Origin of the sequence: Bartonella bacilliformis KC583, from assembly GCF_000015445.1 — a bacterium.
GTDB lineage: Bacteria > Pseudomonadota > Alphaproteobacteria > Rhizobiales > Rhizobiaceae > Bartonella > Bartonella bacilliformis.
Window position 1 is genome coordinate 472314 of sequence record NC_008783.1, and the last position, 20943, is coordinate 493256.

Below are 20943 nucleotides of genomic sequence, written 5' to 3' on the forward strand. Positions count from 1 at the left end.
AAGGGAGGATGAAAACCTAAATTGTTGATATAAAATTTCCTCGCATAATAGGAATTTTTTAGAAAAGGCTTGTTTTGTTTTTCTTGTTTTTTCTTTAATTATTATATATATTTACGTATTATTCGTTAAGCATTTAAATTTTTTAGAAAGGGGCATAAATGGCCCGCGTAACAGTAGAAGATTGCATTGATAAAGTTGATAACCGTTTTGAATTGGTACTTTTGGCGGGGCATCGGGCACGTCAAATTTCGCAGGGTGCACAGATCACTGTTAGTCGTGATAATGATAAGAATCCGGTTGTTGCTTTGCGTGAAATAGCAGATGAAACTTTATCACCTGCTGATTTGAAAGAGGATCTCATTCATTCACTGCAGAAACATGTGGAGGTTGATGAACCAGAAGCGGTGACAGAGTTTATTTCCCATTCAAGTGAGACTGAAAGTGTTTTAGATACTTCAAGGGAAGAAGAAAATTGCTCATTTGACTATATGTCAGAAGAAGATCTTTTGGCGGGTATTGAAGGGTTGGTTGTACCAGAGAAAAGCGACGATTATTAATTAGTCCTCTTCATTGGGTAATTTTTGCACGCTATCATGCGGTTTCCTTTTTCTTATTTTTGTCATTTATTATTATTGGCTGGGCGTAATAATATTTGGGGTGTTGTAAGATTGGGGGGATATTAATATGATGCATCAGTGTGAGCTTGTTGAACGTGTGCGGCGTTACAAGCGGGATGTCAATGAAGCTTTATTGAATAAAGCTTATGCTTATGCAATGCAGAAGCATGCTCATCAGAGGCGTGCTTCAGGGGATCCTTATTTTTCTCATCCTGTAGAAGTTGCTGCTATCTTGACAGATATGCGTTTGGATGAAGCAACGATTGCTGTTGCCCTGTTACATGATACGATTGAAGATACGAGCGCTACGAGGGAAGAGATTGATCAGCTCTTTGGAGCTGAAATTGGTAAGTTGGTTGAAGGACTTACGAAGCTTAATAAGCTTGATTTTGTATCAAAAAAGGCAGTGCAAGCAGAAAATCTGCGTAAGCTTCTTATTGCTATCTCTGATGATTTTCGTGTTTTTTTAGTTAAACTTGCGGATCGTCTCCATAACATGCGCACTCTTGGTGTTATGTGTGATGATAAGCGTAGATGGATCGCTGAAGAAACGATGGATATTTATGCACCTCTTGCTGGCCGTATGGGGATGCAGGATATGCGCGAAGAATTAGAAAATCTTGCTTTTTTTTATTTAAATCCAGAAAGTTACCGTGCTATTGTTGAGAAGCTTTCTGAATTATCTCGGCGTAATTGTGATGTGCTTTCTACAATCGAAAACGAATTAACGAAGCTTTTTTCTGAGTATGGTATTACAGCTGATGTTAAAAGTCGTCAAAAAAAGCCTTATTCCGTTTTTCGTAAAATGGAGAGTAGAGCACTATGTTTCGAACAATTGTCTGATATTTTTGGATTTCGTGTAATTGTTAAGACTGTTCATGATTGTTATGGTGCTCTCGGTATTATCCATACCACATGGCCAATGATTCCTGGTCGTTTTAAGGATTATATTTCTATACCAAAACAAAATGATTATCGCTCAATTCATACGACAATTGTTGGTCCTTCAAGGCAACGTGTTGAGCTACAAATTAGAACTGGTGTTATGGATGAAATTGCTGAATATGGTGTTGCAGCACATTCCATTTATAAAGATCATGGTTCTAGTTATTCAGTTTCGAAATTATCAAGTGAAACAAAAGCCTATGCATGGTTATGCCAAACGATTCAATCTTTGTCAGATGGGGATAATCCAGAAGAATTTTTAGAACATACAAAGCTTGAACTTTTCCAAGATCAGGTTTTCTGTTTTACACCGAAAGGGCAATTAATTGCTTTGCCACAAGGTGCTATACCTATTGATTTTGCTTATGCTGTCCACACTGATATTGGTAATTCCTGTGTGGGAGTGAAAATCAATGGCCGTATCATGCCATTGATGACCAAATTGAAAAATGGTGATGAGGTTGATATTATATGTTCACAAGCTCAAATTCCACCAGCAGTGTGGGAATTTCTTGTTGTAACAGGGAAAGCGCGTTCAGCAATTCGCCGCGCAACACGCGCAGCAGTTCGTAAGCAATATTCTGGTCTGGGTTATCGTATTCTTGAACATGCGTTTGGATGCGTAGAAAAACAATTTTCAAAAGACATGCTTCAACAAGTTGTGCTACATTTGGCGCGTAGAGATGTAGAAGATATATTAGAGGCTGTTGGGAGCGGTGAATTAACATCTGTTGATGTAATTAAAGCTGTTTATCCTGATTATCAGAATTATCGTTTAATGCAGAAGTCATATCTTAACTTTGGAGAAGAAGGTCGACTGAATGTTGAAAATAGTCAAAGTGTGATCTCTACGATACCTGAAAACGAACAAGATAAAACTTCAGAAGAAGGATATCAGCGTAAAGCGTTACCTATTCGAGGAACACGTAGAGATATTCCCATGCTGTTTTCTCCTGAGGGTGCTGTACCAGGAGATCGAATTGTTGGCATTATGAAACCGGGTGCAGGTATTGTTATTTACCCTATTCAATCTTCGGCTTTGATAGCTTATGATGATAAACCGGAACGTTGGATTGATATACGCTGGGATATTGATGGCGAAATGAATGAACGTTTTCCTGCGTTGATCAATATTTTAGCTGCTAATAATCCTGGCTCTTTGGCGGAAGTTACTCAGGTTATTTTTGCCAATGATGCCAATATCAAAAATTTATCTTTGATCCATACAGCGCCAGATTTCACAGAAATTGTGATTGATTTGGAAGTTTGGGATTTAAAATACTTGAATCGTATTCTTTCTCAGTTAAAAGGGTTAAATTCGGTTAATGTAGCGCGTCGAGTTTATGGATAAATAAAAGATTTTTTGATGAATACACAAGATGTGATTAATATTTTTAAACAGGCAGATGCTATTCTAGAAGGACATTTTATTTTAACATCAGGTCGCCATAGTGCTACTTTTTTGCAGAAGGCAAAGGTATTTATGCATGCTGATCTAACGGAAAAGCTATGTCGAGGTTTAGCTCAAGAAATTAAAAGACATGTTGAAGGAAAAATTGACTATGTGGTTGGACCAGCGATTGGTGGCCTTATTCCCTCTTACGAGACATCACGTCATCTTGGTGTTCCTTCTATTTGGGTAGAGCGTGAGAATGGTGTATTTCGGTTGCGGCGTTTCGAAGTTGAAAAAGGTGCTCGGGTTGTTATTGTTGAAGATATTGTCACAACTGGTCTTTCTATTCGTGAAACAATTGAGGCTCTTGTTGCAGTAGAAGCAGATGTAGTAGCGAGTGCATGTATCATTGATCGTTCTGGTGGTAAAGTTGATGTCGGTGTCCCATTGATTGCGTTGGCTGAATATGAGATAGTATCTTATACTCGTGATACACTACCTCATGAACTCTCTAAAATTCCAGCAGTTAAGCCAGGAAGCAGGGATATTTGATTGTCTTTTTATAATTTTGTTTTTGTATAGAATTTTGATTAGATTAACGTAAATAATTAGGAATTATCTCATTTGGGGGATATGTAAAACTGTATGCTTTTTCGTCATCAAAAACCAATAAATTTGAGAGAGCGTATTCGGCTTTTAGTTTGGCCGCGTCGTTCATTTGCTCGTTCGTTTCATTACATATGTAAACGTATTTTACGTATATCAGCGACTCCGCATAAGGTAGCGTTAGGGTTTGCTATTGGAATTTTTTCAGCGTGTTCGCCTTTTTTCGGTTTACATATCATTTTAGCAGTATTTTTTTCTTGGATTTTACGTGGAAACTTTACTGCAGCGATTATTGGAACTATTTTTTCCAATCCAGTTACATTTTTTCCCATCATCGTGGTTGATTATAAGGTAGGTTACCTATTTTTGTCGTTTTTTGAGCATGTAGATAAAATATCTCTTGTGCAAATTCGTACGATGTTTGATGGTTTGACATTTTCACAAATATGGTTAGTTTTCTGGGAGACATGGGATTTGGTGATGATACCAATGATTTTAGGCGGTGTTTTTTTAGGGTCTATTCTTGGTGGTTTGTTTTATATAGGTGTTTACAGTGGAACGGTTCGTTTTCAAAAAAAGAGATACCGAAAGATAATGGAAAAGGTGAATTTACACCAAGAAAATCAAAAAAGTGTTTCATGATCATTGGTCTTGGTAATGATATGATAGACATAAGACGAATTGAAAAAATATTAATTCGTCATAGTAGTCGTTTTATTCAACGCATTTTTACAGATATTGAACAAAATAAATCTGAAAATTTTCCAAAACGTTCTTATGCTTATGCTAAGAGATTTGCTGCTAAAGAGGCTTGCGCTAAAGCTTTAGGAACAGGAATTGCTTATGGTGTTAATTGGAGAGATATAGGGATAGTTAATTCACCATCTGGAAAACCAACTATAAAGCTAACAAATCATGCACAAATACAGTTAGAAAAGTTATTACCGTCTAATCATGATGCTTTTATTCATCTTAGTATGACAGATGATTTTCCTTGGGCACAGGCATTTGTGATTATAGAAGCACTTCCACGTGGATAAATATTGTGAGAGATTTGTGTTTCTGTTATTTGAAAATATATATATTTGCAACGGGAGGTAGCCGGTAATGAGCCAAAAAGAAACAACGAAAAATAAAAAGGAAAAAGGTGGACTCCTTGAGTTCATTTCTGTTTTTGTTCAGGCTTTTATTTGGGCTATGCTTATCCGCACGTTTTTGTTCCAACCTTTTACTATTCCTTCTGGTTCGATGCGTCCTACTTTATTGGTAGGAGATTATTTGTTTGTTTCCAAATATGCATATGGATATTCTCGTTTCTCTTTTCCTTTATCTCTTCCTATTTTTTCAGGGCGTATTTGGGCATCTCAGCCTGAACGCGGAGATGTTTTGGTTTTTCGTTTACCTAGTGATCCGAGTATTGACTATATTAAACGTGTTGTTGGATTACCGGGTGATCGTATTCAGGTTCGTCAAGGTGTTCTTTACATTAATGATCAAGCTATTTCGCGCCAATTTATGGGGCAAGTTGATGATCCAGATATAACGGCAATCAATAATCCTGTTGATGTTTATCGCGAGAAAATGTCTAACGGTGTAAGTTACGATACTCTTAGCTTTGGGTATTTTTCACAAGTGGATGATACAAAAGTTTTTGAAGTTCCTTCAGGGCATTATTTTGTAATGGGTGATAATCGTCATAATTCAGATGATAGTCGTTTAAATGTAGGCTATGTTCCTGAGGAAAATCTTATAGGTCGAGCAAATTTAATTTTTTTCTCTGTCAGCAATAATTCACGTGCTTGGCAGTTTTGGCGTTGGCCATTTGATGTGCGCTGGGCTCGTTTGTTTTCTTCTGTTAACACTATCCATGATTTCCCGCTTAATAAGTAGGAATATAGGGATGAAGCATCAGACCATTGATCAACTTAAAAAGCTAACTGGGCATAGCTTTAAAAATGAAGATCTATTAAAAAAAGCATTGACACATTCCAGTGTTCAACGTTCAGAACAGGGTAATTATGAGCGGTTAGAATTTTTGGGTGACCGTGTTCTTGGACTCTTGGTTGCAGAGATGTTGTATCAGTTTTTTCCACAGGCCAGTGAAGGTGAATTATCAGTGCGTTTGAACGGTTTAGTGAATGCACAAACATGTGCTGATATAGCAAGAGAAATAGGTTTGCCTGATATGGTCCATGTTGGTTGTGAGATGAAAAACTTAGAAGGGCGCCGGTTAGCTAATATGCATGCGGATGTTGTTGAAGCTTTAATTGCGGTGATTTATCTTGATGGAGGATTGAAAAGTGTTCGCCCCTTCATTCAGAGATATTGGCAAGATCGAGCAAAGAAAATTGATGCTAGCCGACGTGATGCTAAAACAGAATTGCAGGAATGGGCTCATACACAAAATGGTGTACAGCCGCAATATCGGGTTATTAAGCGCTGTGGGCTGGATCATGATCCTGTTTTTGTGGTAGAAGTGAGTGTTCCTGGTTTTGTATCTGAGGTTGGCGAAGGTGGTTCCAAAAGACATGCTGAGAGAGCTGCAGCTGAAAAAATTTTGCGACGTGAAGGTATGTGGGGATCAATAGAGAAAGATGATCATGGATGAAATCACCAAAACACGTTTTGGTTTTGTTTCTCTTGTGGGGGTGCCTAATGCTGGTAAATCGACATTGGTTAATCAGCTAGTTGGAACAAAGGTTTCAATTGTAACCCATAAGGTGCAAACAACACGAGCTTTAGTGCGTGGTATTGTTATTCATGAGAAGACGCAAATTGTGTTAGTTGATACACCGGGTATTTTTCGTCCCCGTAAGCGATTAGAGCGAGCTATGGTCTCTGCTGCCTGGAGTGGAATTAGAGATGCTGATGCTCTTTTGGTTTTGATTGACGTTCAAAATGGTCTTTCAGATGAAGTGAATGCAATGTTGGATAATTTAGCAAATATCAAACAGGATAAAATTCTTGTTCTGAATAAAATTGATACCGTTGCTAAATCATCTCTTTTGGCGTTAACTGCAAAAATTAATGAACGAGTGAATTTTTTGCGCACATTTATGATTTCGGCTTTAAATGGTTCTGGTTGTAAGGATTTGCTTGATTATTTAAGTACAATGATGCAGCCGGGACCATGGTGTTATCCAGAGGATCAAATTTCAGATATGCCTATGCGTCAACTGGCTGCTGAGATTACACGCGAAAAGCTTTTTTTTCGTCTCCATGAAGAGCTCCCCTATGCTTCAACGGTTGAAACAGAAAATTGGGAAGAGCGTCCAGACGGTTCAGTTAAAATTAATCAAGTCATTTATGTAGAGCGTGAGAGCCAAAAAAAAATTCTTTTAGGGACAAAAGGTCATACAATTAAAGCAATTGGTCAGGCGGCCCGTAAGGAATTGACAGAAATTCTGGAACAGAGGGTTTCTCTTTTTTTGTTTGTGAAAGTGCGTGACAATTGGGATACTGATCCAGAACGCTATCGCGCAATGGTGCTAGATTTTTCAAAGTAAAAATGAAATGGAAAGAGCAAGCTATTATTCTTGGTGCACGCCAATATGGTGAAACAAGCGTTATTCTTGAAGTTGTAACACGTCAACATGGCCGTTATATGGGAGTCGTAAAAGGGGGGCGTTCTCGTAGAATGGCTGCTCTTCTTCAACCTGGCAATTTTGTTGAGGCTGAGTGGTGGGCTCGTTTAGATGAACATTTGGGACTTTTTAAGCTTGAAGCTCTTGATTTATGCGCTTCACGATTGATGTTTTTACCAGAAGCACTCTATGGTTTGCAGTTGATGGCCTCTCATTTTCGGTTGCTCCCTGAGCGTGATCCTCATCCTATTTTGTATGATATTCTGCATCTTTTTATGCAGAATTTTGATGAGCAGTTTGTAAATGCTGAGTTGCTCGTACGTTTTGAGATGCGTCTCCTTGAAGAACTTGGCTTTGGCCTTGATTTGTCTCATTGTGCTGTAACAGGTCGTCAAGAAAAACTTTATTATGTGTCTCCGAAATCAGGACGTGCTGTATGTGAGGAAGTAGGACTTCCTTGGAAAAATAAGCTTTTACTTTTACCGAAATTTCTTATAGAGAGAACGAACCGTCCTGTTGATTTTGATGACATAAGAAATGGGTTCACTCTAACAGATTTTTTTTTAACACGCCATGTTTGGGAACCACGGGGTATAAAACAACCATCCGTTCGTGCGATTTTGATACAATTATTTGAGCGAAGATTTCATACGAAAGCGTAAATTGAGTGATTTTGTGAAAATGGATCAAATGTGAATATGCGCGTTTTGAAAACAATTGCTGAAGTACGCCAGCATCTTACAGAAGAACGGCGTTTGGGATTATCGATTGGCTTTGTGCCGACTATGGGTGCGTTGCATCATGGCCATCTTGCTTTAGTCCAGAAAGCAAGAGAGATGTGTGATCGAGTATTGGTTTCTATTTTTGTTAATCCGAAACAATTTGGTTCTCACGAGGATTTTGAAGTCTATCCGAGAGATCTTTTAAGTGATTGTACTTTGCTGAATAAAGAAGCGGTTGAATATGTTTTTGCACCTTCTGTAGAAGAAATGTGGCCGCTGGGAAATGATACAATCGTTGAGGTGGAAGGATTATCACGTATTTTAATGGGGGAACTACGTCCAGGGCATTTTTGCGGTGTAACGAGTGTTGTTGCTAAACTTTTTAATATTGTTCAACCGGATAAAGTTTTTTTTGGAGAAAAGGATTTTCAACAGCTTCTGATTATTCGTCGCATGGTTAAAGATTTAGCTTTTCCTATTGAAGTTATTGGTGTTCCGATTTTACGTGATTCAGATGGTGTTGCTAGTTCTTCACGTAATCAGCTGTTAACACCAGAAGATCGCAAAGCTGCAAAAATTATCCCTGAAAGTGGTAAAGCTGCTGAAAAGCTTTATCGCCAAGGTGAACGATCCGTTGATAAATTGTGCAAAGCTGTTCGTGATATTTTACAACAAGAGCTGCGTGCTATTGTTGAATCAGTAGATTTACGGAATATGGAAACTTTGTCTGCTATAAAGGGGACGCTAGATGCGCCTGCAGTTTTGTTGCTAACCGTTCGTTTTGGTGACGTTAGGCTTATTGATCAATATATATTACAATAAAGGGCAGAACAATGAGTGTACATAAAAGTATAAAGCGTATCACTGCTTCTGAAATACAAGCGAAAAAGAAACAAGAACCGATTGTTTCTCTAACGGCTTATCAGGCTTATAGTGCACGGATTGCTGATCCACATTGCGACTTTCTTTTGGTTGGTGATAGTGTGGGTATGATTGTGCATGGGTTTGATACGACGCTTCCTGTTGATGTGGATATGATGATTTTGCATGGGAAAGCGGTTATGCGTGGGTCTCAGCGGGCGCTTGTTGTGGTTGATATGCCTTTTGGTTCTTATGAAAAAAGTCCAGAACAAGCTTTTTCCAACGCGTCACGTATTCTTGCAGATACAGGATGTGGTGCTGTCAAGCTTGAAGGTGGCATTCATATGGCAAAAACAATTGATTTTTTATGCAAACGTGGCATTCCGGTTATGAGCCATATTGGTCTTACACCGCAGGCAGTAAATCATTTTGGCGGTTTTAAAACACAAGGGCGTGATAAAAGCGATTGGGAAAAAATTGAAGCTGATGCAGCAGCAATTGAAGATGCTGGTGCTTTTGCAGTCGTGGTGGAAGCGGTAGTGGAGCCTTTAGCAGTAAAGCTCACAGAAAAGCTCTCTATTCCCACTATTGGGATTGGTGCATCTAATCAGTGTGATGGGCAAATTCTAGTGATGGAAGATATGTTGGGTTATGGTGCTTGGGCGCCTAAATTCGTGCGTCGTTATGGTACTCTTGAACAAGCAATGGATACAGCAATCAGAAATTATGCAGAAGACGTTAAATCACGCGCTTTTCCATCAGATTCAGAAATTTATAAGCTTAAATAAAAAAGTGAAAAAGCTATAATGATGTTCATTTCTGAATTTCCTTATAGTCAATCTTTTCAATATATTTCTTTCATCAATGTGTTAATCACATGATGAGTTTTAATGTAGTTGATGCAATTGCTGTATGATCATTGGCTTAACGAGCTATAAAGTGCAGATTTGAATCTCATGAGAAGTGATAAAGTGGTGTTTTGTTAAAATTTATAGATACCTGTCGCTAAAGTTATAGATACCCACAAAATTATAAATCATCATGAAAGAGAAGTTTTTACCTTTATCCAAGGGAAAAGATCATAAGATCGGGGCACTGCACGGATAATTTTTTCAAGTTACAACAGAAAATAAATGACCAGAGAATATTTATTGGGATCTTTGAATTTCAATGTTATTGAAGCGGGTTAAAAACGCATTTTCAATCTGTTGTGTAGAACATAGTTGTAAATTGAGTTCACTAGGTAAAATATCATGAGGGTGGCCAAAATAGCGAAGAGTTTCTTCTTTACTAAAGCCAGCAAAAGTGGTGGCTTCATAAAAAGCAGCAATATGGTCAGCTTGTTTGATCTTTTTGATAGCTTTTGGGGTAGGGACATTGGTAAAGAAAATCGTATATGAACGGCATTTTGTACATGTTTTTCAACAATTTTATATTGTTTTCCTATAACTGCTTTAAAAGGTGAAATTATGTCACCGATGACGTATTCTGCTGCATCATGGAGAAGAGAAAGGAGGCATTCGTTAGATTGGATTGAGGAAAGAGTTCCTGAAATATTTCTTCTACTAAGAGTGAATGTTGTGCGACAGAATAAGCGTATTCACCTTGCGTTTGACCGTTCCAACGTGCAACGCGGGCAAGACCATGAGCAATATCTTTGATTTCAATATCAAAAGGAGAAGGGTTCAATAAATCAGTCTCCGACCAGAAAGCATTCTTTGCCAAGCGCGCGCTTCTCCATTTGATGATAATTCAACTTTAGCCATTGATTAATCCACGGTGCTTTCAGGGAAGGTAAAATTCATATTTTCAGCAATGCTTATTGTTACAGGAAGATTGTTTACTGTAAACTGACTATCTTTATCCATAGCATCTTTTACATGATCAATACGCATTAACGCTAAAGCTTCATTAGCGATACATGTTCCTAATTTACCTAGTGTTTTATTACTTGCTTCAATGGTAGATCCTGGTGTTAAATAGTGTTGACCTGTAACTATCAAAAAGCGACGACGAGCTATTTTGCGATGATGCATTCGTGAAACAACTTCCTGTCCTACATAGCAGCCTTTATTGAATGATAGTCCACCGATTTGGTCATAATTAATATCATGAGGAAACACTGTTCCTATTTCGTAATCTTGACCGCTTTCTGTAATTGCATAACGGATACGCATTCGGTGCCAATTGTCATTATCTTTTGGAGCTAAAAAGGGTGTTTCACCGTATGTTCGAATGATTTTTTCATTTTCTGGAAATCGCTTATCAATAAAACTTAAGGTAAATTTTGAAGTATTTATTTCATTTTCTAAAAAAATTGTTGTAATGGTTTGTAATGGTTGTGTAACCTCTATTTTTTTGTGTAGTTTATAAAGAAGAAGGCGCTTTTGAAAAGTATCGGCTAAAGACTCTGCAATGTCAATCATATAGCCCTGATCTATTTTTCCAATGAGAAAATCAGCGATAACCTTTCCTTGTGGGGATAGAAGTGCACCAGGAAAAAGTTCTTGTGGACCAATTTTTGTCACATCTGTGGTAATGAGCATTTGTAAAAAATGAGTTGCTTCTTCACCTATTACGTTAATAATTTTTCTGTTTTTTAAGCTTATAGCATTTTGTTTTTCGATCATGGTTCTTGCCTTTCTGCTCAGATTTACATAATCGGTAAAGAGATAACACTCAAAGGTATGTTTATGTCTAAAACATTCGATACAATTTTTAAAGGCTCAACGCTTGTTAATCATGATGGGAGCGGTAAGCGCGATATTGCTGTAACAAATGGTCGTATTGCTGAAATTGGTGATCTTACATGTGCGTCTGCTGGTGAGGTTATCGATTGTACAGGGCTTCATATTGTGCCTGGTATTATTGATAGTCAGGTTCATTTCCGTGAACCAGGTAATGAGCATAAAGAAGATTTAGAAAGTGGTTCTCGTTCAGCGGTTTTAGGGGGGGTTACAGCTGTATTTGAAATGCCTAATACGAACCCAATGACGACCTCAGAAGAGGCGTTGGCTGATAAGGTTAAACGCGGCTTCCATCGGATGCATTGTGATTTTGCATTTTGGATTGGAGGCACACGTGAAAATGCACATGAAATGGCTGAGTTAGAGAGACTTCCTGGTGCTGCTGGAATTAAAGTGTTTATGGGGTCTTCTACGGGTAATCTGTTGGTAGATGATGATGAAGGTGTACGTCGTATTTTGCAAAATACACGTCGTCGTACAGCTTTTCATTCTGAAGATGAAGAGCGTCTCAATGAACGTAAAATGTTACGTGTTGAGGGAGATGTGTCATCACATTCAGTGTGGCGTGATGAAGTTGCTGCTTTAAAATGTACACAGCGTTTGGTCAAAATTGCCCGTGAGACAGGGGCTCGCATTCATGTATTACACATTTCTACAGCAGAAGAGATTGATTTTTTAAAAAATCATAAAGATATCGCAACACTTGAGGTAACCCAGCATCATTTAACTTTGACAGCTAATGATTATAAACAGTTTGGCGCATTAATCCAGATGAATCCACCTATTCGTGAAAGCCGCCACAGAGAGGGCCTTTGGTATGGTGTTCAGCAAGGTATTATTGATGTTTTAGGCTCTGATCATGCTCCCCACACACTTGAAGAAAAACAAAAGCCTTATCCCTCTTCGCCTTCAGGTATGACAGGTGTACAAACGACAGTAGCAATCATGTTGACTCATGTGAATACAGGAAAGATGTCCCTTGAACGTTTTGTTGATCTCACGTCCCATGGCCCTCATCGCGTTTTTGGTATAAGTCGTAAAGGGCGTATTGCTGTTGGATATGATGCTGATTTGACGGTTATTGATCTTAAACGGGAAGAGATGATTACGAATGCAATGATTGGTTCACGTGCGGGATGGACACCCTATAATGGTAACAAAGTTAAAGGTTGGCCAGTAGGGACCATTATTCGTGGTATGCGAGTTATGTGGGAAGGTGAAATTGTTATGCCTTCACAAGGTGAGCCTGTGAAATTTATAGAAGCCCTATGAGCTTACAGAAGCATTGTGAACATAAATATGGTGTATTATCTCAGAATTTTAGGCGCTATTGAATGATTATGTAGTTGCAAAAGGCATCCATAATGACCTTTTATGTTCAAAGATAGATAGTGTTGATATGTTGCCAGATATTTTGCAAAATTCTTATTTTTGACAGATAAAATGCTGTGTTGATTAATATAAAAAACAACAAACAGCTTGATTTGTTTTATTTTATTTTTGTACGCATAGTGTGCTTGTTCACTATCGTTTATTGATATCTTTTATCTTATATGTGTAAATTGGTTTGATGTTGAAAATAAAAAATCCAACAAGGCAGTATTTTTTCAAAAAAGTGTGAATAGCTTGGTAGTGTGAGTGAGCTTTACCTAAAAGTACAGCAAGCAGTATTGCTAACGGAGTGTGATTATGGGAAATTTGCGATTTTATAACACGCTGACACGTAAAAAAGAAGATTTTATACCGATAGATTCTTCTAAGGTCCGTCTTTATGTTTGTGGCCCAACGGTTTATGATTATGCTCATATCGGTAATGCACGTCCTGTAATTGTTTTTGATATTTTATTTCGTTTATTACGTCATGTTTATGGTAAGGATCACGTTATATATGCTCGTAATGTCACGGACGTAGATGATAAAATTAATGCGCGAGCTATTCGTGAGTATCCAAAGTTAACGCTTAATGATGCTATTCACCAGCTAACTGAACGTACATATGACCAATTTCAACAAGATACAGAGGCGCTTGGTTGTTTATTGCCGACCTATCAGCCACGTGCAACCGATCATTTGGAAGAAATGCGATCTTTGATTGAGAGGCTTCTTGAAAAAGGTCACGCCTATATAGCAGAAAATCATGTATTATTTTCTGTCAATAGTATAAAAAATAATCCTCTTTACGGTGTATTTGCAAAACGATCGTTGAATGAAATGAAAGCAGGTGCGCGCGTTGATGTTGCTCCTTATAAAAGGGATGACATGGATTTTGTTTTATGGAAACCCTCTACGCAACAAGAGCCAGGTTGGAAATCACCAGCAGGCATTTCTGTTTTAGGTCGTCCAGGTTGGCATATAGAATGTTCAGCCATGTCGATGGCAAAGTTGTTAACGCCTTATGGTGGTGGTTTAGCATGTGATGATTTGAGCGTGAATGTTTTTGACATTCATGGTGGTGGAATTGATTTGATTTTTCCTCATCATGAAAATGAAATTGCACAAAGTTGTTCAGTTTTTGGAACTGAGCGAATGGCTAATTTTTGGATGCATAACGGCTTTTTGCAGGTTGAAGGCAGAAAAATGTCTAAAAGCTTTGGCAATTTCATCACTATTCGTTCTATATTAGAGAGCAATTTTGTTGAATTCAGTAATGCTATGACTGATGATCTGAAACAGAGTTGGGCTGGTTTGTCTGCACGTTTTTCAATGTTGCAAACGCATTATCGTGAACCATTAAATTGGACAGCTCAGCGTTTAGCGCAATCTAGTAGTGAGTTATATCGTTGGTATGAATTGCTTCGTTGTGAAAGAAGTTGTTTGGATAACGGTGGAGTGATTGATGCTTCTCTAATAAGCACATTGAGTGATGATCTTAATACTCCAAATTCATTTACTCTTTTACGTAAATTTTACAAAGAAGAGAATGCTGTAGCTCTTGTACAGGGGATGGATCTTTTTGGGCTATTGCGACAAGAGTGGGTTAGAGAAATAGAATGTCCACTTTTTGTTAAAGGGATAGATTTGGATTCAAAATTTATTGACCAGCGCATTGCTGAAAGGCTGCTTTTTATTCAAAATAAAGAATGGGCAGCTGCTGATGAAATTCGTAATGAGCTTGCGAAAAAGGGGATTGCTTTAAAAGATGAAAAGGATTCACAGACTGGTGAGCGTATAACCACATGGGAAGTGAAATGATTATAATTTTCGCAATTTAAGCTGCCTTCGTAAAAGAAGAGAAAATGAATAGTGATTTTCTGCATTAAAAAGAAGAAAGCAATAAATCTGCAATTTTAATACAAAATAGTGAAATTCTTGAAGAAGGCTTAAAGAAATTACTCAATCAACAACTTAGTTTAATTCACAATTGAAAAAATATTTAAAATCTAAGAGTATATTTGCAGTAGAATGGTATGAAAATATAGTAAAAATTATAAATTCTGCAGCGAATTATTTTTGTTCTTTTCATGAAAACGATTTAATTCTAAATATTTTAGAAGTATAAGATTTATAAGAAGCCAAGGGGAAAATAACATTGGTCTGTAAAGGGGGAAGTTTAGCAATAATTCTCACATACATAGTAAATAATAGAGAAATAAAGGCTTTATGAAACAGAATAAAAAGGTAAAGACAGTATCAGCAGATTCAGGCCAGACTTTACGCACACTTTATAATTTGTGGCCTTATATGTGGCCATCAGGTCGATCTGATTTAAAGATGCGTGTTGTATGGGCAGTATTATATCTTATTTTAGCGAAATTTGTTCTCATATCTGTGCCATATTTTTTAAAATATGCTACGGATGCATTCGACACAAGTTTTGAACCACCTGTATGGCTTTCATCCACCTGGTTGATCCCTATAATGCTTGTTTTAGCGTATAATATTGCGCGTATTGTTCAGGCTGGATTAAATCAATTACGTGATTCTCTTTTTGCTACTGTAGGTCAACATGCTATTCGTCGATTAGCCTATAAAACCTTTGTCCATATTCATGAGTTATCTTTACGCTTCCATTTGGAACGGCGGACTGGCGGGCTTTTTCGAGTTATTGAGCGTGGTACGAAAGGAATTGAAGCTATTGTTCGGTTTTCAATTTTAAATACAGTGCCAACCATTTTGGAATTTGCTCTAACAGCGCTCGTATTTTACATAAGTTATGGGTGGAATTATTTTCTCGTAGTTTTGGCAACAGTTGGTTTGTATACGTGGTTTACAATCAAGGCAAGTAATTGGCGTATTGGTATTAGGCACGAAATGAATGAAGCTGATACAGAAGCGAATACGCGTGCAGTTGATTCTCTCTTGAATTTTGAAACAGTTAAATATTTTTGTAATGAAACTTTAGAAGCGCGTCGATTTGATGCTTCCATGGCAGGTTATGAAAAAGCTGCAATAAAGATTTGGACATCATTGAGCTGGCTGAACTTTGGTCAAGCTTTTATTTTGGGCATTGGCATGACTGTTCTTATGTTGATGTCAGCGTATGAAATTTTTTACGCAACGCAAACGATAGGAGATTTTATTTTTATCAATGCACTTTTAATACAGCTTTCTATTCCATTGAATTTTATTGGTTCGATTTATCGTGAGATTCGGCAGGGTTTAGCTGATATTGAGGCTATGTTCGATCTTTTGGATGTTCAACAAGAAATCGTTGATAAACCAGATGCTAAGCCGTTGGTCGTGCGTGATGGAACCATTCGGTTTCATCAGGTGAAATTTTCGTATGATTCTTGTCGCCCAATTCTCAAAGATATTGATTTTGAAGTTCCTGGAGGGAAGACAGTTGCAATTGTTGGGCCATCAGGTTCTGGTAAATCAACAATTTCTCGATTACTTTTTCGTTTTTATGACATTGAATCAGGGGCGATAACGATTGATGGGCAAGATATCCGTGATGTGACTCAAGAAAGTTTGCGTGAAGTCATCGGTATAGTGCCACAAGATACAGTTCTATTTAATGATACTGTTGCATATAATATTCGTTATGGGCGTCCAAGTGCTACAGATGAAGAGATGTGCAAAGCTGCTGAGATGGCTCAGATATCAAAATTTATTGAAATGTTGCCAGAAGGCTTCCAATCTATAGTAGGGGAGCGCGGTCTTAAATTATCAGGTGGTGAAAAACAACGTGTAGCTATTGCGCGAACACTTTTAAAAGCACCTCCGCTTCTCATTTTAGATGAAGCAACTTCAGCTCTTGATACAACAACAGAACAAGATATTCAGCAGGCATTGGATATTGTAAGCCGCGGTCGTACGACCTTAATTATCGCTCATCGTCTTTCCACCGTGATTGGGGCTGATGAAATTTTGGTGCTTAAAGATGGCTGTATCGTTGAGAAGGGAACACATACTGATCTCTTAGCTAAGAAAGGTTTATATGCGTCGATGTGGAATAAGCAGCTTGAAGCTTCACGGGCTGAAGAGAAATTGCGTAAAATGCGTGAAGAAGATGAGATGGGCGTTGTTAATCCTAAAAAATAAGCTATATGAGATTATGCTTGGAGTTATATGAAGCGATTAAATAGATATACGAAAAGCAAAAAAATAAAAAAAATTATTGGTTGTTAGATCATCTACAAATAGGGAATTATCATGAGTGTTTTTCGATCTATCCGTGATGGTGTTGTTCCAATTCATAAGGAAGGCTACCCTTTCATTGTAGCGTTTTTTGTTGCCTCACTCATTCTTGGTTGGATATGGGACCCATTATTTTGGTTTGGCCTTGTTCTGACAGTATGGTGTATATATTTCTTCCGTGATCCAGAGCGTGTAACGCCTATGAATGCAGATTGGGTTGTTTCCCCTGCTGATGGGCGTATTTCATTCGTCGGGTTATGTGTTCCACCTGAAGAATTGGATTTAGGAAAAAATGAAATGATGCGTGTTTCTGTATTCATGGATGTTTTTTCATGTCATATCAACCGTGCTCCTGTGAGTGGTACAATAGAGTCTATTGTTTATAGCCCGGGTAAATTTGTTAATGCTGATCTTGATAAGGCCAGTGAATTTAACGAGCGTAATGGAGTTGTGATTGATAGTAAACATGGAAAAATCGGCGTAGTACAGATAGCCGGACTGGTTGCTCGTCGAATCATTTGTTGGTCAAAAGAAGACGATTCTGTTGCCGCTGGACAGCGTTTTGGGATGATCCGTTTTGGATCTCGTCTTGATGTTTATATGCCAGCTGAAATAAAATTACGTGTTGCAGTTGGCCAGACGTCAATTGCTGGAGAAACAGTTTTAGGTTCTTTTGATAGTGACATTACTACGACTGATTTTAGGCTTAATTAGAGTAAGTCATGAAAAATTCTTTGCCATTTTCTTCATTTGATCCTGAAGGACAACGTGATGATATTGCTCATCGGCGGCGTTTACCTATGCCGATGCGCTATGTTATTCCTAATATTATCACTATTTTGGCGATTTGTGCAGGGATGAGTGGTATTCGTTTGGCTTTTGAGAATCGTTATGAGTCAGCTATTTTTATGATACTTTTAGCAGCGGTTTTAGATGGGGCGGACGGCCGCATTGCTCGTTTGATGGATGGGAGCTCATCTTTTGGGGCGCATATGGATTCTCTTGCCGATGTCGTGAATTTTGGTGTTACGCCTGCTCTTGTAGTTTATTCTTTTATCCTTACTCAGGCTCATCAAGTAGGTTGGGTTGCTGCTCTTGTATATTGTGTTGCTTGTTGTTTGCGCTTAGCTCGTTTCAATGTAATGCTAGACAATACTGATATTCCAGGATGGCAGAAAGATTATTTTGTTGGTGTACCAGCACCAGCAGGGGCATTATTGCTTTTATTACCTGTTTATTTAGGAGCCCTTGGTTTAGTACCAAGTTGGAGTTGGTCTTTATTTTTCAGTCTTTATACTGTGGTTATTGCTTTTTTATTAGTAAGCCGCTTGCCAGTGTGGAATGCGAAAACAGTTGGTCAGAAATTGAGGCGCGATATTGTAATACCGTGCATGTTGGTTATGGTTATTTATGTTGGTTTTCTTGCAACTTACACATGGTATACTTTACTAATAACAGCTGTTGGCTATATGATTTTTCTACCTTATAGTGCTTTTTGTTATAGTAAACGGGCTGCTTTAGAAGAAAAAGAGATAAACATTACAGTTGACCAAGATTCATAAAATTTTATATTTGCTTTTTAGAAAAAAATAGTAGAGTGTGGAGTGCCAGTGCCCTGGTACAATTTTACGTGCGGAGCAATTATCAATCAGGCACACAATAATTCATGAATCGATTTTTACGAACATCAAAAAGCTTACCTGTTTCTTTTAAATCGGGTAAGGAGAGATGAGCTATTTTCTTAGCAACTTCTTGTGGAGAAGGTAAAGTTTGAGGATCTTCATCAGGGAAAGCTTGCGCGCGCATTTTTGTGCGTGTTGCACCTGGGTTAACACAGTTGACTTTGATATGCGTTTGTTTGAGTTCTTCTGCCCAACAGCGAGCAATAATTTCCAAACCAGCTTTAGAAGCTGCATAAGGTCCCCAAGAAGCGCGTGCAGAATGAGCAACGCTTGATGATAACAGGATAGCTCGCCCAGCATCAGATTGACGTAATAAGGGTTCAACAGTTTTCATTAAGCGCCATGAGCTGATAAGATTTACTTGAATAACCTCTTCAAATACCACATTTTCAACATGAGAAATTGATGACAATGTCCCGAGGATGCTAGCATTTACAACCATAATATCAAGTTTTTTCCAACGTTCAGCAATTAAAATACTTAAATCATCAATAGCTTCTAAATTTTGTAAATTCAGTGGTACTAACGTTGCAGAAGAACCTATGTTTTGGATTTTTTTCTCAAGTTCGGTTAAGCTATTGAGTGTGCGAGCAATAGCAATAATGTGTGCACCACGTGCTGCTAATTCTATAGCTAAATGATAACCAATTCCTCTAGAAGCACCTGTGATTAATGCAACACGTCCTGAAAGGTTAAAATCAGATTTCTCCATGATTAATTTCTTGTTTTCAGGACGGATAATTTATGCACTTTTTCAGTATTTTTTTGATCCGTGAGATGTGTAGGATAATCACCAGTGAAATAATGATCAGTGAATTGCGGGTTAGAGTTGTTTCGTTTTTTCCCTGTAACGGCAAGATATATGCCATCAATTGAGAGAAATTCTAATGAATCCGCTCCGATAAAATTACACATAGATTTTAAATCTGGATATTGGTTAGCCAAAAGGTTTTCAATTTTAGGTGTATCAATACCATAAAAATCAGGATAAAAAATCATAGGGCTAGAAATGCGCATATGGACTTCTTTTGCACCTGCATCACGCAGCATTTGCACAATTTTGACGGATGTTGTTCCCCGTACGATAGAGTCATCGATCAAAATGACGCGTTTTCCTCTGATAACAGAGCGATTTGCAGAATGCTTTAATTTCACACCAAAAGCACGAATTTGTTGAGTAGGTTCGATAAATGTACGGCCGACATAATGATTACGAATAATGCCAAGTTCAAAGGGAATTCCGATTTCTTGTGCATAACCAATTGCCGCAGGCGTTCCTCCATCAGGAACGGGAATGACAACATCGGCATCACATGGCGCTTCTTGTGCCAAACGAATACCCATATTTTTACGAACTGTATAAACGCTACGTCCTCCAACGATTGAATCAGGACGAGCAAAATAGACATATTCAAAAATGCATAATTTTTCAGGTTTTTCTATTTCTGGTTCAATAACTGTTATCGTGATTTCACCATTTTTTTGTATTTCGCATATGATGATTTCACCGTTTTTAACGTCGCGAATATATTTTGCTCCAATGATATCAAGAGCACAGGTTTCTGAACAAAAGATTGGTTTCCCATCAAGTTCACCCATTACAAGTGGGCGAATTCCTACTGGATCACGCGCGGCAATTAGCTTAGTGCGTGTTAATGCTAACATAGCATATCCACCCTCCACTTGCCGAATGGCATCTACAAAACGATCAGATGATGACTCATGTCGTGAGCGTGCGATAAGGTGGAGAAAGACTTCTGAATCTGATGTTGATTGACAGATTGCTCCAGAAGAAATTAATTCGTGACGTAATGTAAGGCCATTGGTTAGGTTTCCATTGTGTGCAATCGCAATACCTCCAGCGTTCAATTCAGCAAACAGGGGTTGGACATTACGTAATGCTGTTTCCCCTGTTGTTGAATAGCGGGTGTGTCCAATAGCACGATCTCCTGATAGACGTGCAAGTGTTGCAGGATTTGTGTAGTGATCACCAACAAGACCCAGATGTTTTTCTTGGTAAAACACTTGGTTGTGATAAGAAACAATTCCAGCAGCTTCTTGTCCACGATGTTGCAGTGCGTGTAGCCCAAGAGCCGTTAATGTTGCCGCATCTTCGTGTCCGAGGATACCAAATACTCCACACTCTTCATGAAGGGTATCATCATTAAGGGAAAATTCTTGGCAAGAGACATTGATTTTTGTCATT

Annotated in this window: 19 protein-coding genes and 1 pseudogene; 16 read left to right on the plus strand and 4 right to left on the minus strand. The window is 38.1% G+C overall.

Features of this window, described 5'->3' with window-relative positions:
* Positions 1 to 158: 158 nt before the first annotated feature.
* The 11 genes from rpoZ to panB all read left to right on the plus strand — a co-directional run bounded on the left by rpoZ (position 159) and on the right by panB (position 9516).
* Positions 159 to 557: a DNA-directed RNA polymerase subunit omega gene (rpoZ, locus tag BARBAKC583_RS02250; protein ID WP_005766532.1), complete on the plus strand. Its 399-nt coding sequence runs from the start codon at positions 159 to 161 to the stop codon at positions 555 to 557.
* 127 nt (positions 558 to 684) lie between these two features.
* Complete coding sequence (locus BARBAKC583_RS02255) at positions 685 to 2913, plus strand: RelA/SpoT family protein (RefSeq protein WP_005766536.1); 2229 nt, start codon at positions 685 to 687, stop codon at positions 2911 to 2913.
* A gap of 15 nt (positions 2914 to 2928) precedes the next feature.
* Positions 2929 to 3507, plus strand: coding sequence for an orotate phosphoribosyltransferase (gene pyrE, locus BARBAKC583_RS02260; RefSeq protein WP_005766538.1), 579 nt, complete (start codon positions 2929 to 2931; stop codon positions 3505 to 3507).
* 93 nt (positions 3508 to 3600) lie between these two features.
* Positions 3601 to 4203, plus strand: coding sequence for a DUF2062 domain-containing protein (locus BARBAKC583_RS02265; RefSeq protein WP_005766540.1), 603 nt, complete (start codon positions 3601 to 3603; stop codon positions 4201 to 4203).
* Positions 4200 to 4601: a holo-ACP synthase gene (acpS, locus tag BARBAKC583_RS02270; protein ID WP_005766541.1), complete on the plus strand. Its 402-nt coding sequence runs from the start codon at positions 4200 to 4202 to the stop codon at positions 4599 to 4601. Before BARBAKC583_RS02265 ends, acpS begins: the two co-directional genes overlap by 4 nt.
* A 67-nt stretch (positions 4602 to 4668) precedes the next feature.
* Entirely contained in the window at positions 4669 to 5451 is a 783-nt protein-coding gene (gene lepB, locus BARBAKC583_RS02275) for a signal peptidase I (RefSeq protein ID WP_005766544.1), read from the plus strand.
* Between the two features lie 10 nt (positions 5452 to 5461).
* Complete coding sequence (rnc, locus tag BARBAKC583_RS02280) at positions 5462 to 6169, plus strand: ribonuclease III (RefSeq protein ID WP_005766546.1); 708 nt, start codon at positions 5462 to 5464, stop codon at positions 6167 to 6169.
* Complete coding sequence (era, locus tag BARBAKC583_RS02285) at positions 6162 to 7067, plus strand: GTPase Era (protein ID WP_005766547.1); 906 nt, start codon at positions 6162 to 6164, stop codon at positions 7065 to 7067. The genes rnc and era overlap by 8 nt, the downstream gene beginning before the upstream one ends.
* 2 nt (positions 7068 to 7069) lie before the next feature.
* A complete protein-coding gene (gene recO, locus BARBAKC583_RS02290; RefSeq protein ID WP_005766549.1) occupies positions 7070 to 7807 on the plus strand; it encodes a DNA repair protein RecO in 738 nt (245 codons plus the stop codon).
* Positions 7808 to 7843: 36 nt separating this feature from the next.
* A complete protein-coding gene (gene panC / locus BARBAKC583_RS02295) occupies positions 7844 to 8689 on the plus strand; it encodes a pantoate--beta-alanine ligase (RefSeq protein WP_005766551.1) in 846 nt (281 codons plus the stop codon).
* Positions 8690 to 8700: 11 nt separating this feature from the next.
* Positions 8701 to 9516: a 3-methyl-2-oxobutanoate hydroxymethyltransferase gene (gene panB / locus BARBAKC583_RS02300; protein ID WP_005766554.1), complete on the plus strand. Its 816-nt coding sequence runs from the start codon at positions 8701 to 8703 to the stop codon at positions 9514 to 9516.
* Between the two features lie 360 nt (positions 9517 to 9876).
* Here the strand turns inward: panB and BARBAKC583_RS02305 are convergent.
* Positions 9877 to 10494, minus strand: a pseudogene (locus tag BARBAKC583_RS02305) (HD domain-containing protein).
* A 3-nt stretch (positions 10495 to 10497) separates the two neighbouring features.
* Positions 10498 to 11358: a CAF17-like 4Fe-4S cluster assembly/insertion protein YgfZ gene (gene ygfZ / locus BARBAKC583_RS02310; protein ID WP_005766558.1), complete on the minus strand. Its 861-nt coding sequence runs from the start codon at positions 11356 to 11358 to the stop codon at positions 10498 to 10500.
* 63 nt (positions 11359 to 11421) lie between these two features.
* Here ygfZ and BARBAKC583_RS02315 point away from each other — a divergent pair, with 63 nt between their 5' ends.
* The 5 genes from BARBAKC583_RS02315 (at position 11422) to pssA (ending at position 18617) form a co-directional block, all read left to right on the plus strand.
* Positions 11422 to 12747, plus strand: a complete 1326-nt coding sequence (locus tag BARBAKC583_RS02315) for a dihydroorotase (RefSeq protein WP_005766559.1) — start codon at positions 11422 to 11424, stop codon at positions 12745 to 12747.
* 417 nt (positions 12748 to 13164) lie between these two features.
* Positions 13165 to 14667 carry a cysteine--tRNA ligase gene (cysS, locus tag BARBAKC583_RS02320; protein WP_005766561.1) on the plus strand — a complete coding sequence of 501 codons (1503 nt, stop codon included), beginning with the start codon at positions 13165 to 13167 and terminating at the stop codon, positions 14665 to 14667.
* Positions 14668 to 15075: 408 nt separating this feature from the next.
* Complete coding sequence (locus tag BARBAKC583_RS02325; protein ID WP_005766563.1) at positions 15076 to 16959, plus strand: ABCB family ABC transporter ATP-binding protein/permease; 1884 nt, start codon at positions 15076 to 15078, stop codon at positions 16957 to 16959.
* Positions 16960 to 17070: 111 nt separating this feature from the next.
* The gene (locus BARBAKC583_RS02330) at positions 17071 to 17769 is read left to right on the plus strand and encodes a phosphatidylserine decarboxylase (protein WP_005766565.1); all 699 of its coding nucleotides are present in this window, start codon (positions 17071 to 17073) and stop codon (positions 17767 to 17769) included.
* Positions 17770 to 17777: 8 nt separating this feature from the next.
* Positions 17778 to 18617 carry a CDP-diacylglycerol--serine O-phosphatidyltransferase gene (pssA, locus tag BARBAKC583_RS02335; RefSeq protein ID WP_005766567.1) on the plus strand — a complete coding sequence of 280 codons (840 nt, stop codon included), beginning with the start codon at positions 17778 to 17780 and terminating at the stop codon, positions 18615 to 18617.
* A gap of 82 nt (positions 18618 to 18699) precedes the next feature.
* Here the strand turns inward: pssA and BARBAKC583_RS02340 are convergent, their stop codons facing one another.
* The gene (locus BARBAKC583_RS02340; protein ID WP_005766569.1) at positions 18700 to 19449 is read right to left on the minus strand and encodes an SDR family NAD(P)-dependent oxidoreductase; all 750 of its coding nucleotides are present in this window, start codon (positions 19447 to 19449) and stop codon (positions 18700 to 18702) included.
* Between the two features lie 2 nt (positions 19450 to 19451).
* Positions 19452 to 20942, minus strand: a complete 1491-nt coding sequence (gene purF, locus BARBAKC583_RS02345; RefSeq protein ID WP_005766571.1) for an amidophosphoribosyltransferase — start codon at positions 20940 to 20942, stop codon at positions 19452 to 19454.
* Between the last annotated feature and the right edge of the window lies 1 nt (position 20943).